Genomic DNA, 17,438 nt, shown 5'->3' on the forward strand with positions numbered 1-17,438 from the left:
GTGTATGATGAAGAAGTTACTTCTGGCAGTTCAGCTGCTCTTGGCCCTTACTCTCACCTCGTGTGGGAATGAAGATGCCCCCCTTACTCGTCAGCATGCCTCTGTGATGACGACCTCCGGCGAGCGTATCAAGCTCTCGGTGGGCTTTGACAATGGCGAAGGCTCTAAGGCCCGTGCGATGATGGTCTCCTCAGGTCTCTCGGACTTCATCCCTCAGGATGAGAAGGGCAGCGATAGCTTTGGCGAGTATCCATATCTGCGCTGGCGCCCTATGAGGAAAGAGACCAGTAAGGCGGTCTTTACCGGTGAAGCTACGGAGCCTGTGACCCTCGTTTTCTATCATGGCTCGGCTGCATACCCTGTAGCTGCTCAGATCAAGATTAAGAATGTAGGTGGTCGCTATCGTGGCGACATCGAGGCGGAGATCCCTGCAGCTCTCTCGGGTGTCACGCGCTCATCTATTGAGGTCGCTGGTGTACTCGGTGCTACGAGTGTCAATGCTACGACGGGGAAGGTTACGGTCTCGGCTCCCCCTGCTGTCCTTGAGGGGGAGGCGATGCAGAACCTCCCGATGTACTTCCCTAAGACGGCGCTTAGCACCAGCTCGGACGTGATCTCTGGGATTCAGTTTAAGTTCCTCGGGGTGCTTGTCCTCATTCCCACCTATGCGACGAATACGACCTACGCCTTTACTCCAGAGGTCTTTACCTTTGGCACTTCGCGCTTCTCGGAGTCTGAGGTAGAGGTGGATCTCTCCGCAGGTGGTGCTCCCAAGTTGACGCGCACGGCTAATTCGACCTATATACACCCCCTTCGTGAGACAGTCATGGGGGGTACCAAGGTGAAGGAGAAGATGCATGTCCTCTACGTCTATCCTATGGATCTGGGGGTGATCACGCCAGTCTTCCCTACGATCTATGGTACCTACTATCCTATGGTCGGCAATCAGTATGACAAGGCTCAGGCTAAGAAGTTTGTGATCCCTCGCCTGAGTAATATCAATATCCAGCAGTTCCCTCAAGGCGGTCGTGCCGTCGTCTATGATATGTCGATGATCTACTTTAATGGGAATAATGGCAACGGCAGCTTTATCGGAGATAACTCGGGTACGGTCTACAGCGTCTTCTCGGGCCGAGCTGTGGACTTTAACCGCCGTCGAGGCTGGTAGTCCCTTCCTTACATAGGGTGTATTTAGCCCCTCCCTTTCCACCCCTCAGATGTGCTCTATCGCACATCTGAGGGGTGGCTCTTTTGTCGGAGGCTTGGTGATGTGACTTTATTTGGTACCTTTGCTTGTGGAGTGCAACGGATACTCTTTGTCTCTTCGTATGATTGAGAAGGGCTTGGAGTGATGTGACTCCTACGGGCTACCCAATTTGGAGGGTAGGCTGCTACGTGTTCATTGTTGTTTCATCCAATTTGCATTGCTTATGACAAGACCGCTTACGTCTTCACATGCACGCTATGAGACACCACGCTGCCGCCACCATCGCCGCCATTATTAAGTGTCCTCCCAGCGGGAAGCGACTGCGGTCGCAACCGTGATGGCGAGGACTAAGCAGAGGGGCACCCTGTCGTAGGGCCCCCGTTGGTCAGCAGAATAGTATCAAAATAGAGTGTGTGGCTCGCCCTTAGTGGCGAGTGTCTTGTGCTTCGTGCCCCTGTGAAGGTCCACGGAGTTATCCTAAGGAGTTGCCCTTGAGGTGCCGTATGGTGCCTTGGGGGCAATCCATTTTATGACCCTTAGCCAGCTCTCGGTAGGGTGCAGGAGGACGGGCGAAGGCCTGTAGCATAGCGCTCTCGGGCGCTTTTCGTTATCTTTGTGTGAAGCAACCCTTTAGCAGATATGTTCTCATTCTCCATTAAAAAGATCGTCCAAGGGCAGGCGTTCCGTGTGCTCTTGGCCTTCGCTCTCTTGGCCTTCGTCATCATGCTCCTGGCGCCCCGTAATAGGAGCTTCCAGTATGCCTTCAGCGAAGGTAAGCCTTGGTCGTACGACCTCATCACGGCGCCGTACGACTTCCCCATCTACAAGTCGGCCGAGCAGCTACGTATGGAGCAGGACAGCATCCGTCAGGAGACGCTGCCCGTGTACACGTACAATGCGGAGCTCCTGCCCCGCAAGCTCAATCAGCTGCACGACGACTACGAGCGGAGCTTCAGCAAGACGCTGCCACGTGAGTACTACAACTTCCTCAAGGAAGAGCTGCGTCAGTACTACACCCGAGGTATGGTGCAGGCTACGACACTCTCTTCGCTCAAGGACGAGGGGCATCTGGAGATCAACCTGCTCGGGGCGGACAATGTGCTCTCGCGTACGCCTATCACGACCTTCTATAGTCTGAAGGAAGTGTATGATATGATCTTCGCTCATGCGGAGAAGGCGGGGCTGCAGCGCTCGGAGCTGCAGAAGCTCAGCGTCGCCTCTTACCTCGAGGACAACGTGCGCTACGACAAGGAGTACACGGCGAAGGTGCTGGATGATGCCTTGTCCAGCCTCTCAGCCTCTACGGGGATGGTGCAGCAGGGCGAGCGTATCATCGACCGTGGGGAGATCGTCACGCCACATATCTATAATATCCTGCGCTCGTACAACATCGAGCAGGTCAATCGCCTCGGCGGAGATACCGCCTCGATCATCAACGTCGGGCTCTTCCTCTATCTGCTACTGCTCTTCTCGATCCTCGGCATTTACCTTCTGCTCTTCTGCAAGCCCTTTCTCCAGCAGCCACGCAACCTGATCTTGCTGATCTTGCTCCTCTTTGCCTTCGTTGCACTGACGGAGCTGCAGGCTCGCACAAATCTCTTCCCCATTCAGGTGATCCCGTATGTGATGCTTCTCATCCTGCTGCGTGCATTCTTCGGGAGCCATCTGGCGCTGAATACCTATCTCTTCACGATCCTTGCCTCAGCATACTTTGTGCCTTCGGATCCGCTGTCCTTCATCTTCATCCAGCTCTCGGCGGGCTTCACGGCGCTCTTCTCACTGCAGAGCTTGACGTCGCGCGGGCAGATCATCCGTGCCGCCTTCCTCGTCTTCCTCGTCTATATCGGCGCCTCGATGATCGTCGAGTGGGGGCATGAAGGAGCTATCTCACGCGGCTACTGGATCCAGCTCTTACTCTATGGGGTGAACCTCATCTTCCTGATGTTCTCCTATATCTTCGCCTTCATCGTCGAGCGTATCTTCGGCTATGTGTCGAGCGTGCGTCTGGTCGAGCTGAGTGATACGAATATGCCGCTGCTGCAGGAGCTGTCGGAGATCGCTCCAGGGACCTTCCAGCACTCGTACCAAGTCTCTATCCTCGCGACGGCTGCCGCTACGAAGATCGGTGCAGATGCCCAGCTCATCCGTACAGGGGCGCTCTACCACGATATCGGGAAGATGCTCCACCCTGAGTTCTTCACGGAGAATTCGGCTGCGAACAACCCCCACAAGTACCTCACCTACCACGAGAGTGCGCGCGCCATCATCCGCCACGTCCTCGACGGGATCACGCTGGCGCAGAAGCACAGCCTGCCCGATCCCGTCATTGAGTTCATCCGCACGCACCACGGGCGCAGCACCACGCGCTACTTCTACAATTCGTATTCGAACGAGCATCCCGACGAGGTCGTCGACCCAGAGCCCTTCACCTATCCAGGGCCTAACCCCTACACCAAGGAGCAGGGGATCCTCATGCTCGCCGACAGTGTAGAGGCCGCCAGCCGTAGTCTCGGCGAGTACACCGAGGAGGGCATCCGCAGCCTCATCGCTAAGATCGTCGATGGTATCGTCTCCGAAGGGCTGCTGAACGATACGCCGCTTACCTTCCACGATATACAGGAGATCAAGGAAGTCTTCTACCTCAAGCTCAAGACGATGTACCACGCGCGCATCGCTTACCCCGACAAGAAGTAGTATGCACGCCCCCATCTTCCTCGTCGGCTTTATGGGCTCGGGCAAGAGCACCATCGGGCGCCATCTGGCCGAAGCCCTCGGGCGGCGCTTCATCGATACGGATGTCTTCGTCGAGACGCGCTTCCGCCAGCGCATCACGGATATGTTCGCCGAGCACGGCGAAGCGGTCTTCCGTCGTCGTGAGCGTATGGCTATCGAGGAGCTGATGAGTATGCCCGATACCGTCTTCGCTACGGGAGGCGGGCTGCCGTGCTATACCGATACGATGGATCACCTACTGGAGGCGGGGCGCGTCATCTACCTGCGCTGCTCGACGCCCATCCTCGCTGCTCGCCTCGAGCTGTGCAAGCGCACACGTCCGACGATACGCGACAAGAGTGGGGAAGAGCTCCTTGCCTTCGTGCAGGACACCCTCGCTGTGCGCGAGCCTATCTATAGCCGTGCGCACCGTATCTGCGAGATTGATCACGTAGATACGCCGCAGAAGGAGCAGCTCTTTGCCCTCGAGCTGGCGAAGGAGCTCGTACACTAAGCCCGCATAAGCATACAGCTACGCCCCACCGATAGCACTTGTCTGTCGGTGGGGCGTGCTTATTTGTCGGCTCCCTTCTTCGCTTCGCCTTATCACAAGTATTCCTCTTATTCAGCGGAGAAAAAAGCATCGTTCTCGTGAAGAAAAAAGCGTCTTCCCGTAGTGGTATTCTTCTATCTATGCACGTAGTCTTAAAGACCAGGCACGTCAATCCAAATATCCCCGTACGTAGATATTAGGACCACGTACGTAGTCCAAACTTATCTGCTACTCGTCCACAACTTTTATACCTACGCGGAGCAACAACCCAATATGGGCCTGCAGGGCGACCAGTAGTGGTCGATGCGCTGACCACTATAGGTTACTACTACGAACCTATAGTGGTCGACTCGTGAACCACTATTGGTTTGCACCCCACACCAATAGTGGTTCGAGCGTAGACGAGTATTGGTTTCGGCCACCTCCCTATAGTACTTCATCTGCGAGGTGCTATAAATACCTGCCTCGCCTATCGCTGTGAGCGCATTGAGCGTGAGGACAAAGGTGCTCTCCAGAGTGGGGCATCTTGCCGAGGAAATCGCTTACGGCTGGTAGCTACTTCCTCGATCTACCCTCGGCTTCTGAGGTGGCTGTCTTGCCGCTTTCTGCGGATTCGTTTGGTGGAAACGGAAATTAGGTGTATCTTTGCAAGCGAAATCTTTAGAGAGTCCTCTCGAGAAGTGAATGGCTCCGTAGCTCAACTGAATAGAGCATCTGACTACGGATCAGAAGGTTACAGGTTTGAATCCTGTCGGGGTCACCACGGAGAGATGAGACGATACTACTAAAGGACGGAATGGCTCCGTAGCTCAACTGAATAGAGCATCTGACTACGGATCAGAAGGTTACAGGTTTGAATCCTGTCGGGGTCACCACAAGAAGAAGCGCCGTACTACCACGAGGTAGTACGGCGCTTTCGCTTTGTAGGCCCGCTCCACCTATGCGGTGGGGCGGGTCTTTTCGTATAGGTCGGGCAGGCAGATCTCCAAGAGATCGAGGACGTGCTCGAAGCCTTCCGCCCCACCATAGTAGGGATCGGGGACGTGGTCGCGTGGGCTGCGCTCGCTCCACTCGGGGAGGAGGCTGACCTTGCGTGCCAGCTCTTCGGTGGGTGCCAGCTCCAGTAGGCGCTCCCGATTCGCTTCGTCCATACCGATGATATAGTCGAAGTGGAAGAAGTCCTCGTAGGTGATGGGACGGGAGCGACTCTCGAGGGAGTAGCCCCGACGGGCGGCGTGGGCACGCATACGCCCGTCGGGGAGCTCGCCTTCGTGGTGAGCGATGAGGCCCGCGGAGTCGATCTCGTAGTCGCCTTCGGCGCCCTGACTCGCTACGTAGTGGCGGAAGAGTCCTTCGGCTGATGGGCTGCGGCAGATGTTGCCGAGGCAGACGAAGAGGACACGTACAGGGCGGGAGGGCTGTGGACTCACGTGGGGCATACTACTCGATGCTTAGGTCGCCGAGGGTGACGCGCCCACCCTGGCCGACGATCGCCTCAGCGACGAAGCGGATGCGTGAGCCCGAGGTACCTGCGGGGAGCAGGACTTCCTGGGGGATGGGGTTATTCTGGATGTTGTCGAAGTTGCCCGAAGCGACCTTCTGCCCGTCGACGTAGATGCTGTAGGAGCGCACGTGGCCCGAGGCATCACGCTGCTGAGAGGGCGTGTAGATGAGCTTCTGGATGGGACGTGCGTCCTCGAAGAGCAGCTCGAGTGAAGTCTGCCCAGCTTCGAGCGTGACCGTCGTGTAGCCGTTGCCGTCGAGCAGCGCCTTGCGGTCATCAGCGCCCAGCGAAGGCGTCTGGATCTGTGAGGCTGCGAAGCCGAGGCGCTTGGTCGTCTCAGGGCGGTCCTTATTGGTCGACGTAGAGACGCGGGCGCGGATCGTAGCGTGGTCATCGCTGAGGGTGAAGGGACCCTTATAGCGCTGCCAGCCCTTGGGGTGCTTGGTCTTAGCATCCTCGATAGCGTACTCGATGACGACGTCTGGCGTGACGGAGGTGATGTGCACCTTGTCGCTCTCGTCACGACGGATCTTGGGAGCCTCGAGCACCTCAGGGGTGAGGTAAGCTGCGATCTCGGCGATGCAGACGGGGCCACGTGCCTCCTCGAAGGTGACGCGCAGGCTCTTCGTCTCTACGGGAGCGAAGCGGATGATACGCTTGTAGCCGATGGTCGTCAGGCTATCGGAGGTAGCGACGGGCTCGAAGACACCGGGGCTCGTCTCCGTCTCGATGCGGAAGCGCTTGACACGCTGCCCGAGGGCGATGTACTCCTGCAAGACGAGGGTGTTGAGGCGTGTGGGGCGAGAGAAGCGGTAGAAGAGGTAGCCGCTCGTCACGCCGTCAGCCATAGCCCAGTAGGTCTTCGTCTTGCCGTCGTTGGAGAGGTTGGGGGCGAACTTCTTATCACCGCTACGGAGGTTCGATGCGGTGACAGCGACGCCACGGAGCTTGTTGTCACGGAAGGCCTCCTTCAGATGGTCGTGCCAAGCGATGAGGCGCGTAGAGTCCTCAGCAGGGATGCGGCCGTGTAGGTCGATGGGGCAGTTCAAGAGGAGGTTGGCATTGCGACCGACGCTCTGGTAGTAGAGGCGGACGAGGTTAGCCACGGAGCGGACCTGATGGTCTTCGCGGGGGTGGTAGAACCATCCTGGGCGGATGCTCACGTCGACTTCGCCAGGGAGCCACTGCTTAGCGTCCTCCATACCCCACTGAGCTTCGCTGTAGTGCTTCGCCTTGTCCTCGTCGTACATGGCCCAGTTGGTCTCGCCAGCCCAGCCCTGCTCGTTGCCTATCCAGCGGATCGTGGGCACGGTACCGCCGAAGATCATGATGTCCTTATTATTCTTGCGGAGCATCTTCGAGGCGTCCTCATAGAGGTAGTAGCTCTTGGGGTCGATCTGACGCGTGGAGTCTGCGCCGCCGTACCAGCCGTTACCGCCGTTGGCACCGTCGAACCAGTATTCGAAGAGCTTGCCATACTGCGTGGTGAGCTCCTTGATCTGCTCGTGGAAGGTCTTCTGATACTCGGGCTGACCGTAGTACTGGCTATTGCGGTCCCATGGGGAGAGGTAGAGGCCGAAGAGCAGGCCGTGCTTGCGGCACGACTCGCTGAGCTCGCGGACGAGGTCGCCATGCCCATCCTTCCAAGGGCTGTTCTTCACCGAGTACTCGGTGGTCTTCGTGGGCCAGAGGCAGAAGCCGTCGTGGTGCTTGGCGGTGAGGATGACCCCCTTCATGCCGGCACGCTTGAGCGTGCGCACCCACTGCTCGGTGTCGAGGCGCTCGGGGGCGAAGGTCTTAGCGGGAGTGTTGCCATAGCCCCACTCGAGGTCGTTGAAGGTGTTGAGGCCGAAGTGCACGAAGGCGTAAGTCTCCAGCTCCTGCCACTCGATCTGGGCGCGTGTAGGGACGGGGTGGACTGGGGCGGGTGCTTTGCTCTGTGCCGTGCCCCCAATGGGGAGGCTGAGGGCGAGGAGTAGAGATGCGATCCCAGCGGTTAGCTTCTTCATAAAGGGTAGGATGGGTGGATTAATATTTGTATTTGCGCTGATTCTCTGCACTGAGGAGTGCTGAGGGCTCAGCTATCGTTTTGTCAAGTAGGGTGCTGAGGGCAGTGACGAAGGCCGTACTGCTATTGAGGCAGGGGATGTAGGTGAAGCTCTTGCCTCCTGCCTCGAGGAAGTCCGCACGGCCCTGATCGTTGATCTCCTGGATCGTCTCCAGGCAGTCGCAGACGAAGCCGGGGCAGACGACGGCGATGCGCTCGGCACCTTCGCGGGCGAACTCCTTCACGCGGCGTGCCATATACGGCTGGAGCCAGTCGTGGAAGCCCAAGCGGGACTGATAGACCAGCTCGACGCGCTCTGGCTCGAGGCCGAGGTCCTCAGCGAGGTAGCGTCTTGTCTCCTCGCACTGCAGGCGGTAGCAGTCCTCCTCGCCGTGGCGCTCATGCCAAGTGCGGCGGTCAGCGCAGTGGGTGGAGTGGCCGTTGTGCTCACGACACGCCTTCGGGATGTGAGAGAGCGGTATGCCATGCATCGAGATGACGAGGCGGTCAAAGGGCTCCGTGAGATACTCGCGGACGCTATCGGCTAAGGCCGTGCGGTAGGCCGTCTCCCCGTAGAAGGGTGCTTGCAGACGCAGGCGCATGGGGCGCAGACCGAGGCGACGGATCTCCTCGAGGGCGAAGGCCACGGCGGTCTCATAGCTGCTGCGTGCGTAGTGGGGATAGAGTGGGACGATGACGACCTCCTCGATGTCGGGGAGGGCGGCCAAGGCCTCTAAGGCTTCGCCCGTACCTGGGTGGCCGTAGCGCATCCCTACCGCCACGGGCTCACGGCGTAGCTCGGTGAGCTGCTGGGCTATCGAGGCGGAGTGGGAGATGAGCGGGAAGTTCTGCGCATCGGCATCCCATATCGTGCGGTAGTGCGCAGCGGACTTCGGCGCACGACGGGGTACGACGAGGTGATGGACGAGGAAGTAGCGCAGCGGATAGCTGATCCCGATGATGCGGCGGTCCATGAGGAAGGTGTGCAAGTAGTCGCGCACGTCAGGGACGGACGGGGAGTCGGGGGAGCCTAAGTTCAGGAGGAGCGTGGCGCGCTTGGCGGGGAACTCCGCTCCAAAGAGGCAGGGGCGTGTCGTCCTCATCTCTTGGGGGCTGAGGGGAAAGACGTACTAAGCTTCATCGCCTTCGGCCAGGGTGTAGTCCTGGAAGAGGAAGTCATTGTAGGGGAAGCGCTGCACGTGGATCTCACGGGCGCGGTCATAGAGGAGCTGCTTCAGTTCTTCGATCCCCTCGCCTGTGCGAGCGGAGATGAAGCAGCAGCCCTGCTCACCGAGCTTCGCCATCCACGTCTGCTGCAGCTCTTCGCGGCTGATATTGCGGCGGGTGCGCTCGCCGAGGTCGTCGGCATCACGCTCCTCGAAGGTGAAGGCGTCGATCTTATTGAAGACGAGGATCGTCGGCTGGTCGATGCCAGCGTTGATCTCGCGCAGCGTCGAGGAGACGACCTCGATATGCTCCTCGAAGTTGGGGTGGGCGATGTCCACCACGTGTAGGAGGAGGTCCGCCTCACGCACCTCGTCGAGCGTGCTCTTGAAGGACTCGATGAGCTCCGTAGGGAGCTTGCGGATGAAGCCCACGGTGTCGGAGAGGAGGAAGGGGAGGTTGTGGACGATGACCTTACGGACGGTCGTGTCGAGCGTAGCGAAGAGCTTGTTCTCGGCGAAGACCTCACTCTTCGACAGCACGTTCATCAGCGTGGACTTCCCTACGTTGGTATAGCCGACGAGGGCGACGCGGACGAGCTTGCCACGGTTCTTGCGCTGCATCGACATCTGGCGGTCGATGACCTTCAGCTCGGCCTTGAGGTGGGCGATACGGTCCTGGATGATACGGCGGTCGGTCTCGAGCTGCGTCTCCCCAGGGCCGCGCATCCCTACGCCCCCACGCTGGCGCTCCAGGTGCGTCCACAGGCGGGTCAGTCGGGGGAGCATATAGCGATACTGAGCCAGCTCGACCTGCGTCTTAGCGTAGGCCGTGGTAGCTCGGGAGGCAAAGATATCGAGGATGAGGCTGGTGCGGTCAAGGATCTTGACCTTCAGTGCCTGCTCAATGTTGCGAAGCTGCTTGGGGCTGAGCTCGTCGTCGAAGATCACGATACCGATCTCATTCTCCTCGACGAAGAGGCGGATTTCCTCCAGTTTGCCCTTACCGACGAAGGTGACGGAGTGGGGCTGGTCGAGGCGCTGGGTGAAGCGACGTACGGCTCGCACACCAGCTGTGGAGGAGAGGAAGTCCAGCTCGTCGAGATATTCGCGTGCCTGCTCCTCGTTTTGGTTCTTAGTGATGAGCCCGACGAGGACCGCTTCCTCGCTCTTGGCTTCAGTGATGATAAACTCTCTCATACTCTACAAAAATACGATAATATATAAGGAGTTCGCCCAGCGTTACATCACCGTGTCCGAAAGCTCGGTGCTGGGCACTCTACGACCGCTTGCTCTTCTCTCCCTGTCTTATGCGGGCGACACCTCCGAAGCGTGTGCGCCTCCCTCCACAAGAAAGATCCTTCTCCAGCGCAAGAAAAAGGGCCGTCTGAGCTGAGAAAAGCTTGCCAAATCACTGGAAATAGTTTGATCCACGTACCTGGTCTTATCATCTACGTACGTAGTCCATAGGATCATCGTGCGTAGACCTTAAATCCACGTACGTAGACAAAGAAATAGCTCGCTTGTTTCGACAGAGTAGCACTACGGATCGGGAGCTTTTGCACCGGCTCTTCGAGCGAATGCTTGTAGTGAAATGGACAGCGCCCGCACCGAGTCGATGGCTCGGTGCGGGCGCTGTGATAGGGTAGAGTGGGAGATGCTTACTTCTTCGACTTGAGGTGAGCGGTGAAGCGCTTAGCGTTGTCCGTGGGGTTGAAGGTCATCGTGCCAGCCTGTATATCGACGGCAGCATCGGCCTCGAGGCGGTTGATGATGGTCTCGACCTCGGTGCCCCTGATGCTGCGCGCTACGTCGGAGGAGTAGCTGGGGCGGCTGAGGTGGACGACGCCATTGCGGTAGACGTAGCTGGTAGACATCGTAGCAGAGAGCTCGCGCTTCTTGGTCTGAGAGCCCCCATCCTGGATCTTCTGGGTGAACTTACCATAGCCGACCTCGATGGAGGCCTGACCCTTGCGGATGAAGGAGATGGTGACGTCGATCGTCGTCGTGGTGCCACCCGAGGTGGTCGTGAGGTTGGGGATGGTCCAGACTGTGCTGGTGAGGGCATCCGTTTCGGGCTCTGAGGAGCAAGCCGAGAGGCCGAGAATCGCCCCGAAGGCGAGGAGTAAAAGAGTGGTGAATCGCTTCATCTGTGGTTTACTATTATATATTGTCTGTGGTCACAAAGAAAGGGCGCAGCAAGCGAACGCCCGATGGACTACTCTTCTAACGCTTGATTATAAGGGAATTGCATATCGTGGGCGATAGTGTGAATTGTGAAAAAGTTGGACTTGTGATCTGCATAAGTATTCTGGTAGAAAAAATCGGTTAACTTTGCATCATCCCTATATACGCTAACTCGCTTAATAGTATAGTTAAATTATGAATCTCAAGTACTCGCTGCTGGTCTTAGCAGGGATCTCTTCCCTGGCCGCACAGGCTCAGACCTCGCAGCCCACAACGATCGAAGCTCCCGCTCACCGTGTAGCTTTCGCTCACGAGCCCGGAGCTAACTACTTCATCTCGCTCGCCGGTGGTGTAGGCGCTATGTTCCTCGAAGGAAACAACACGCCCAAGCTCACCGACCGTCTCTCTTGGACGGCAGCTCTCTCTCTCGGTAAGTGGCACAACCCTTACTACGCTACTCGTCTGAAGGTCGTCGGAGGTGAAGCTTACACCTACAGCAAGCTCAACTCTGCGCTTCGCAACGACAACTACTTCGTCGGTGGTCACTATGACTTCATGTTCGATGTAGTGAACTTCTTCTCTACCTACAACCCCAACCGCGTATTCCACATCATTCCTTACGTAGGGGTAGGCTATGAGTACAAGTTCAACCACACGGTAGCAGGTCTGCCCAACACGCACGCTGCTACGGCTAACGGTGGTCTCCAGCTGTCCTTCCACGTCGCTCCCCGCGTCAACATCTTCGTCGAGGGTGAAGCTACGTACAACGGCTTCCACATCCGTAAGTCTTACGCTCCTGACTTCTCCAACGCATTCCGCGTATCTGCTATCGCAGGTCTGACCTTCAACGTCGGTCGTCAGGGCTTCGCTCCTGTTGAGCCCCTCGATCAGGCTTACATCGATGGCCTGCAGTCTCAGATCAACGCCCTGCGTGCTGAGAACGCTGAGCTCGCTAAGCGCCCCGAAAAGTGCCCCGAACTGGAAGTCGCAGCTCCTGTGGCTAACGACCGCTTCGTAGCTGATAAGTCTATCCTCTTCGCACAGGGTAAGTCTGCTGTCAGCAACGACCAGCTCATCACCGTCTTCGACGCTGCTGAATTCGTCAACAAGGGCGAAGGTGAACTCGTCGTCACGGGTTATGTAGCTAAGAACGAAAGCCGCTTCGCAGGCCTCGCCGAAAAGCGTGCTAAGGCTGTCGCTACCCTCCTGACGGAGAAGTATGGCGTATCAGCTGATAAGATCACCGTCGAATGGAAGGAAGCTGGTGAAGCTCCTTATAGCGCTGACCAGCAGGGCTGGAACCGCGTTGTGATCATTCGCTCTAAGTAATCACCTCAAGTCAAGACATTCAATTCTAATGAAGACGAAAATAATGACGCTTGCACTCTGCGCTCTTGCAGCCACGAGTGCCCTGCAGGCTCAGGAGCCCGCTCAGCAGCCTTCGCACAAGACTGCCTTCGTCAAGGATGGTGCGGCACACTGGTTCCTCGAACTCGGGGACGCTGCTACCCTCAGCCTCGGCGGTTACAACTACGACGTCAAGTTCGGCGATCGCGTTAGCTTCATCAACCCTAACCTCGCTATCGGTCGCTGGGTAACTCCCGCCTTCGGGATGCGCCTCCAGCTCCAGGGTGGTAAGCTCTACGACTATATCTCGAACCTCACTCCGGGGGCACCATACCTCCGCACTGACGTCATCTACGGCTCCGCTCAGTATGACTTCATGCTTGACGTCATCAACTACTTCGCTCCTTACAAGGAGGATCGCTTCTTCCACCTCATTCCCTTCGTAGGGGTTGGTGTGGGCTACAAGCATCAGGCGGAAGTCCTTGGTGTCAAGGATAACAGCCACCGCTTCGGTCCTCAGGCTGACGCTGGTCTTCAGCTGAAGTTCCGCCTCGCTCGCTCCGTTGACTTCAACCTCGAAGGTAAGGTCACGGCTACCGACCTGCGTCTCCCCTCTGCGGGTGAAGCTCGTGTAGCTGGTACGGCAAGCGAAAACTTCAGCAACGCCAGCTTCATCGCTCAGGCTGGTGCTTCGCTCACCTTCCACCTCGGTCGCAAGGAGTTCGAAGCTATCACGCCTAACGATCCCGCTCTCATCGCTGACCTCAACGGCCAGATCAACGCTCTCCGTGCAGAGAACGCTGAGCTCGCTAAGCGCCCTGTCAACTGCCCTGACGTAGAAGTCCCCGTAGCTGACTCTAAGGTCATCGGTAACGTGATCTACTTCCGTATCAACAGCGCTGTCGTCGACAAGAACCAGATGGTCAACGTCTACAACATCGCCGAATACGCTAAGAGCAACACCGAGACGATCACGCTCGTTGGTTATGCTGACCGCCAGACTGGTAACCCTGCTTACAACCTCGCTCTCTCTAAGCGTCGTGCAGAAGCTGTCGCTGACATCCTCGTCAAGAAGTACGGCATCTCTCGCGATCGTCTGAAGATCGACTGGAAGGGTGACACGGTACAGCCTTACAACGAAAACGTTTGGAACCGTATCGTCCTCATGAGCGCTGAGTAATCCTCGCTCATAGCTCCCTAAGGTGAGCCCTGTCGCTCACCGCCCAACGCCCGCCCTCGGCTGACCACAGCGTCGCCGAGGGCGGGCTCTTTTATGTCGATCCGTGGGGGAGTACCCCTTTGGGGTAGGGGAGTCGGCAGAGCCTTCTTCGCTGCCTGCTTGCTTAGTTGGGGGCAATGTCTTATCTTTGCACCGCATTCTCCGCCCCTGCTGGGGTGGGCGAGTGATTAGGCTGTCTCGTGGTGTAATGGTAGCACAACAGGTTTTGGTTCTGTTTGTCAAGGTTCGAATCCTTGCGAGACAACAAGCCTCTTGGTAGTGTGATGAGAAATATGTATCTTTGCACCATCAAAAGGCAAACGGCCAAGTCAAGTACGGTGTGGTAGTTCAGCTGGTTAGAATACCTGCCTGTCACGCAGGGGGTCGCGGGTTCGAGTCCCGTCCATACCGCCAGAAGGAGCTGTGTCCCCTTCTCCACGAGGAGGAGTGAGCACAGCTTCTCTTCCGAAAAGCCAAGCTCGGGATGTAGCGCAGTCCGGTTAGCGCACCTGCTTTGGGAGCAGGGGGTCCCAGGTTCGAATCCTGGTATCCCGACACAAGTAAGGAGGTCTGATGTAGAGCACTACGTCAGACCTCCTTCGTTTATATCATCTCCGAGAGGGTGGGCTTCAGCACCGATGTCGTACCTTTACGCCGTGAGGCCGTCGCCTCCATCCCTCTCTCCAATAGACTAATGAAGCAAGAATCACGTATGATCGCCAAGACACTGCAGGCCCTGGAGCCCGTCTTGGCACAAGAACTCGAGGCCCTCGGGGCTACCGATATCGAGCAGGGGCGCCGTATGGTCTCCTTCACAGGGGACAAGAAGGTGCTCTATCGTGCGAACTATCGTCTGCGCACGGCCCTGCGCATCCTCCTGCCTATCGCCTCCTTCCGCGCCAATGACCCCGATGAGCTCTATCGTCAGCTCAAGCGTCTGGACTGGAGCGAGTGGATGCAGGCTGGTGACACCTTTGCCTTCGACACCGTCGTCTACTCAGAGACCTTCACCCATAGTAAATATGTCGGCTACCGCGCTAAGGACGCCCTCGTCGACTTCTTCACCGAGCGTGGGGAGAAGCGCCCTATGGTGCGTCTGGACAATCCCGACCGCCTCTTCCATATCCATATCTCGCACGATGAGGTGACGCTGGCACTCGATAGCTCGGGTGAGAGCCTGCACAAGCGTGGCTGGAGAGCAGCACAGACGGAGGCTCCGCTGAGCGAAGTCCTCGCCGCTGGTATCCTGCTGCTGGCTGGCTGGCAGGGTGAGACGGACTTCATCGATCCCATGTGTGGCTCGGGGACATTCCTCATCGAGGCAGCCCTCATCGCCCGTGGTATCGCCCCAGGCTCCTTCCGTAAGAGCTTCGCCTTCCAGCGCTGGGCGGACTATGATCCCGCCCTCTTTGCTGATGTAGAGGCCGAGTGCCGTGAGCTGAAGCCCTTCGAGCACCATATCTATGGCTCGGATAGCTCTATCGAGGCGGTGAAGGTAGCACGTCACAACGTCCGCACGGCAGGCCTTGCCGACCTCATCACCGTCAGCCATCGTGCTATGCAGGATTGTCCTGCTCCCGAGGCTCCCGCCCTCATCGTCACGAACCCGCCCTACGGCGAGCGTCTGCGTCTGCGTGATGGCGAGGAGCTCTACCGCATGATCGGCGAGCGCCTCAAGCATAACTATGCCGGCTCGACGGCTTGGATCTTGGCCTACAAGCTCGAGCACTTCGATAAGATCGGTCTGCGCCACAGTGACCGCATCAAGATGCTCAACGGCTCGCTGGAGTGTGAGCTGCGTGCTTACACCCTCTTCGCTGGTAAGCGAGAGGACTTCAAGCGTGCTGGTGGCGAAGGCGAAGAGGAGCGTGCTCCTCGTGCTCCCCGCCCCGAGCGTGAGCGTGGCCCTCGCACCGAGAAGCCCCGTCGCTTTGACCGTCCCCGCCGTGAGGATCGCCGCGAAGGTGGCCGTCGTGATGGTGATCGTCCCAGCTTCTCTGATCGTCCCCGTCGCGAAGATCGCCGCGAAGGAGGCCGTCGTGAGGGTGATCGTCCCGGCTTCTCTGATCGTCTACGTCGTGAAGATCGCCGCGAAGGAGGCCGTCGTGATGGTGATCGTCCGAGCTTCTCCGACCGCCCACGCCGCGAAGATCGCCGTGAAGGAGGCCGTCCCGCGAAAAAAAATGAAGGGGGATTGTGGCCTAATGATCGCTTCCGCTACCGCGATGAAGAGGGGCGTGAACATATTAGGAATAAGCGCTCTAAGCATATCCAGACCTTCTCTGGAGGTGGCGATGAGTAGCCACTGATAGCGGAGTTTGCAGCCACCACTTGGGCCTGGCATTTGGTAGTATCAAATTTTGTTGTACCTTTGCAGTGCAAACAGGTCAGCCCAGGTGGCGGAATTGGTAGACGCGCTCGTTTCAGGTGCGAGTGTTCAAAAGACGTGCAGGTTCGATTCCTGTCCTGGGCACAGCCTTGACGCACAGCGTCCTCAGTTTGCAAGCTTCAAATACGCGGGTGGTGAAATTGGTAGACACGCTACTTTGAGGGGGTAGTGCCGGTTACGGCGTGTGAGTTCAAATCTCATCCCGCGTACAAAGAAAGAGAGTGAGACTCCTCGAGAAGTAATTCTTGAGGAGTCTCTTCGTTTATGCATACATGTCGATACGTACTACGATGATCGTCTATCCTAATGCAAAGCTCAACCTTGGGCTCTTCGTCACGGGGCGCCGCTCCGATGGCTATCACCTACTGGAGACTGCCTTTCTCCCTGTACCGCTATGCGACACGCTGGAGCTCGAGCCCACTGATGCCGATGAAGACGAACTCATCGTCACGGGTGGGGTAGAGACAGGAGCCCTGCAGGACAACCTCGTCCTACGCGCCGTACGCGCCCTGCGTCAGCTGCGCTCCTTCCCCTCAGTACGCCTCCGCCTAACCAAGCAGATCCCCTCGGGAGCGGGCATGGGTGGCGGATCAGCGGACGCTTCCTTTACCCTAACTGCTATCAATGAGCTGTGCTCGCTCGGCCTCTCTACCGAGGAGCTGGAGGCCATCGCCCTCACGCTCGGCGCCGATTGCCCCATCTTCGTGCGCAATCAGCCAGCCGTAGGGCGAGGTATCGGCGAAGTCCTTACTCCCCTTGCTCTCGATCTCAAGGGCTATCACCTCACCATCGTCAAGCCTCCCATCCATATCTCTACGGCAGAGGCTTTCCGTGGGCTCCTCCCGCTCAAGCCCGTAGCGACTCCTATCGAGAAGCTTGTTGCTCGCCCCGTAGCGGAGTGGCGTGACTGCCTCTTCAATGACTTCGAGCCAAGCCTCTTCCCTCATCATCCCGTCCTCTCGGAGATCAAGGACGAGCTCTATGCCTTGGGCGCAGACTTCGCTCTGATGACGGGCTCGGGTGCAGCGCTCTACGCCCTGTCACGTCAGCCCCTCCAGCTCGACTCCCTCCGCCGTGCGGACTACTTCCTCTACGAGGGGAAGCTTTAAC

The 17,438-nt window shown here is 57.9% G+C and carries 12 protein-coding genes and 7 tRNA genes; 14 read left to right on the plus strand and 5 right to left on the minus strand.

Annotated features, from left to right (window positions below):
• Window positions 1-4 precede the first annotated feature (4 nt).
• The 5 genes from IEX77_RS04915 to IEX77_RS04935 all read left to right on the plus strand — a co-directional run bounded on the left by IEX77_RS04915 (window position 5) and on the right by IEX77_RS04935 (window position 5,347).
• Window positions 5-1,168 carry a hypothetical protein gene (locus IEX77_RS04915; protein ID WP_188807970.1) on the plus strand — a complete coding sequence of 388 codons (1,164 nt, stop codon included), beginning with the start codon at window positions 5-7 and terminating at the stop codon, window positions 1,166-1,168.
• Between the two features lie 678 nt (window positions 1,169-1,846).
• Window positions 1,847-3,901 carry an HD family phosphohydrolase gene (locus tag IEX77_RS04920; RefSeq protein WP_188807971.1) on the plus strand — a complete coding sequence of 685 codons (2,055 nt, stop codon included), beginning with the start codon at window positions 1,847-1,849 and terminating at the stop codon, window positions 3,899-3,901.
• 1 nt (window position 3,902) lies between these two features.
• On the plus strand, window positions 3,903-4,433 hold the full coding sequence (locus IEX77_RS04925) for a shikimate kinase (RefSeq protein WP_188807972.1): 531 nt from the start codon (window positions 3,903-3,905) through the stop codon (window positions 4,431-4,433).
• A gap of 725 nt (window positions 4,434-5,158) precedes the next feature.
• Window positions 5,159-5,235, plus strand: a tRNA-Arg gene (locus IEX77_RS04930).
• 35 nt (window positions 5,236-5,270) lie between these two features.
• Window positions 5,271-5,347 (plus strand) — tRNA-Arg (locus IEX77_RS04935).
• Window positions 5,348-5,410: 63 nt separating this feature from the next.
• Here IEX77_RS04935 and IEX77_RS04940 read toward each other — a convergent pair.
• The 5 genes from IEX77_RS04940 to IEX77_RS04960 all read right to left on the minus strand — a co-directional run bounded on the left by IEX77_RS04940 (window position 5,411) and on the right by IEX77_RS04960 (window position 11,336).
• Window positions 5,411-5,911, minus strand: a complete 501-nt coding sequence (locus IEX77_RS04940; RefSeq protein WP_060935626.1) for a low molecular weight protein-tyrosine-phosphatase — start codon at window positions 5,909-5,911, stop codon at window positions 5,411-5,413.
• Window position 5,912: 1 nt separating this feature from the next.
• Window positions 5,913-7,985 carry an alpha-L-fucosidase gene (locus IEX77_RS04945; RefSeq protein ID WP_188807973.1) on the minus strand — a complete coding sequence of 691 codons (2,073 nt, stop codon included), beginning with the start codon at window positions 7,983-7,985 and terminating at the stop codon, window positions 5,913-5,915.
• Between the two features lie 19 nt (window positions 7,986-8,004).
• A complete protein-coding gene (locus tag IEX77_RS04950) occupies window positions 8,005-9,126 on the minus strand; it encodes a ferrochelatase (RefSeq protein WP_188807974.1) in 1,122 nt (373 codons plus the stop codon).
• A 27-nt stretch (window positions 9,127-9,153) separates the two neighbouring features.
• Window positions 9,154-10,386 (minus strand): GTPase HflX, encoded by a 1,233-nt coding sequence (gene hflX, locus IEX77_RS04955; RefSeq protein WP_060935623.1) that lies wholly within the window; start codon window positions 10,384-10,386, stop codon window positions 9,154-9,156.
• 461 nt (window positions 10,387-10,847) lie between these two features.
• Complete coding sequence (locus IEX77_RS04960) at window positions 10,848-11,336, minus strand: hypothetical protein (RefSeq protein ID WP_188807975.1); 489 nt, start codon at window positions 11,334-11,336, stop codon at window positions 10,848-10,850.
• A gap of 232 nt (window positions 11,337-11,568) precedes the next feature.
• Between IEX77_RS04960 and IEX77_RS04965 the strand changes: the two genes are divergently transcribed.
• The 9 genes from IEX77_RS04965 (at window position 11,569) to ispE (ending at window position 17,437) form a co-directional block, all read left to right on the plus strand.
• Window positions 11,569-12,702 carry an OmpA family protein gene (locus tag IEX77_RS04965; protein ID WP_188807976.1) on the plus strand — a complete coding sequence of 378 codons (1,134 nt, stop codon included), beginning with the start codon at window positions 11,569-11,571 and terminating at the stop codon, window positions 12,700-12,702.
• Window positions 12,703-12,730: 28 nt separating this feature from the next.
• Window positions 12,731-13,900, plus strand: coding sequence for an OmpA family protein (locus IEX77_RS04970; RefSeq protein WP_229770797.1), 1,170 nt, complete (start codon window positions 12,731-12,733; stop codon window positions 13,898-13,900).
• Window positions 13,901-14,133: 233 nt separating this feature from the next.
• Window positions 14,134-14,204 (plus strand) — tRNA-Gln (locus IEX77_RS04975).
• Window positions 14,205-14,276: 72 nt separating this feature from the next.
• A tRNA-Asp gene (locus IEX77_RS04980) sits at window positions 14,277-14,353 on the plus strand.
• 66 nt (window positions 14,354-14,419) lie between these two features.
• A tRNA-Pro gene (locus tag IEX77_RS04985) sits at window positions 14,420-14,494 on the plus strand.
• Window positions 14,495-14,633: 139 nt separating this feature from the next.
• The gene (locus IEX77_RS04990; protein WP_229770798.1) at window positions 14,634-16,241 is read left to right on the plus strand and encodes a THUMP domain-containing class I SAM-dependent RNA methyltransferase; all 1,608 of its coding nucleotides are present in this window, start codon (window positions 14,634-14,636) and stop codon (window positions 16,239-16,241) included.
• Window positions 16,242-16,329: 88 nt separating this feature from the next.
• Window positions 16,330-16,412: transfer RNA gene (locus IEX77_RS04995), tRNA-Leu, on the plus strand.
• A gap of 41 nt (window positions 16,413-16,453) precedes the next feature.
• Window positions 16,454-16,537: transfer RNA gene (locus IEX77_RS05000), tRNA-Leu, on the plus strand.
• A gap of 63 nt (window positions 16,538-16,600) precedes the next feature.
• Window positions 16,601-17,437 carry a 4-(cytidine 5'-diphospho)-2-C-methyl-D-erythritol kinase gene (gene ispE / locus IEX77_RS05005; protein ID WP_229770799.1) on the plus strand — a complete coding sequence of 279 codons (837 nt, stop codon included), beginning with the start codon at window positions 16,601-16,603 and terminating at the stop codon, window positions 17,435-17,437.
• Window position 17,438: the final 1 nt, after the last annotated feature.

The organism is Porphyromonas pasteri (assembly GCF_014647755.1).
Taxonomy (GTDB): domain Bacteria; phylum Bacteroidota; class Bacteroidia; order Bacteroidales; family Porphyromonadaceae; genus Porphyromonas; species Porphyromonas pasteri.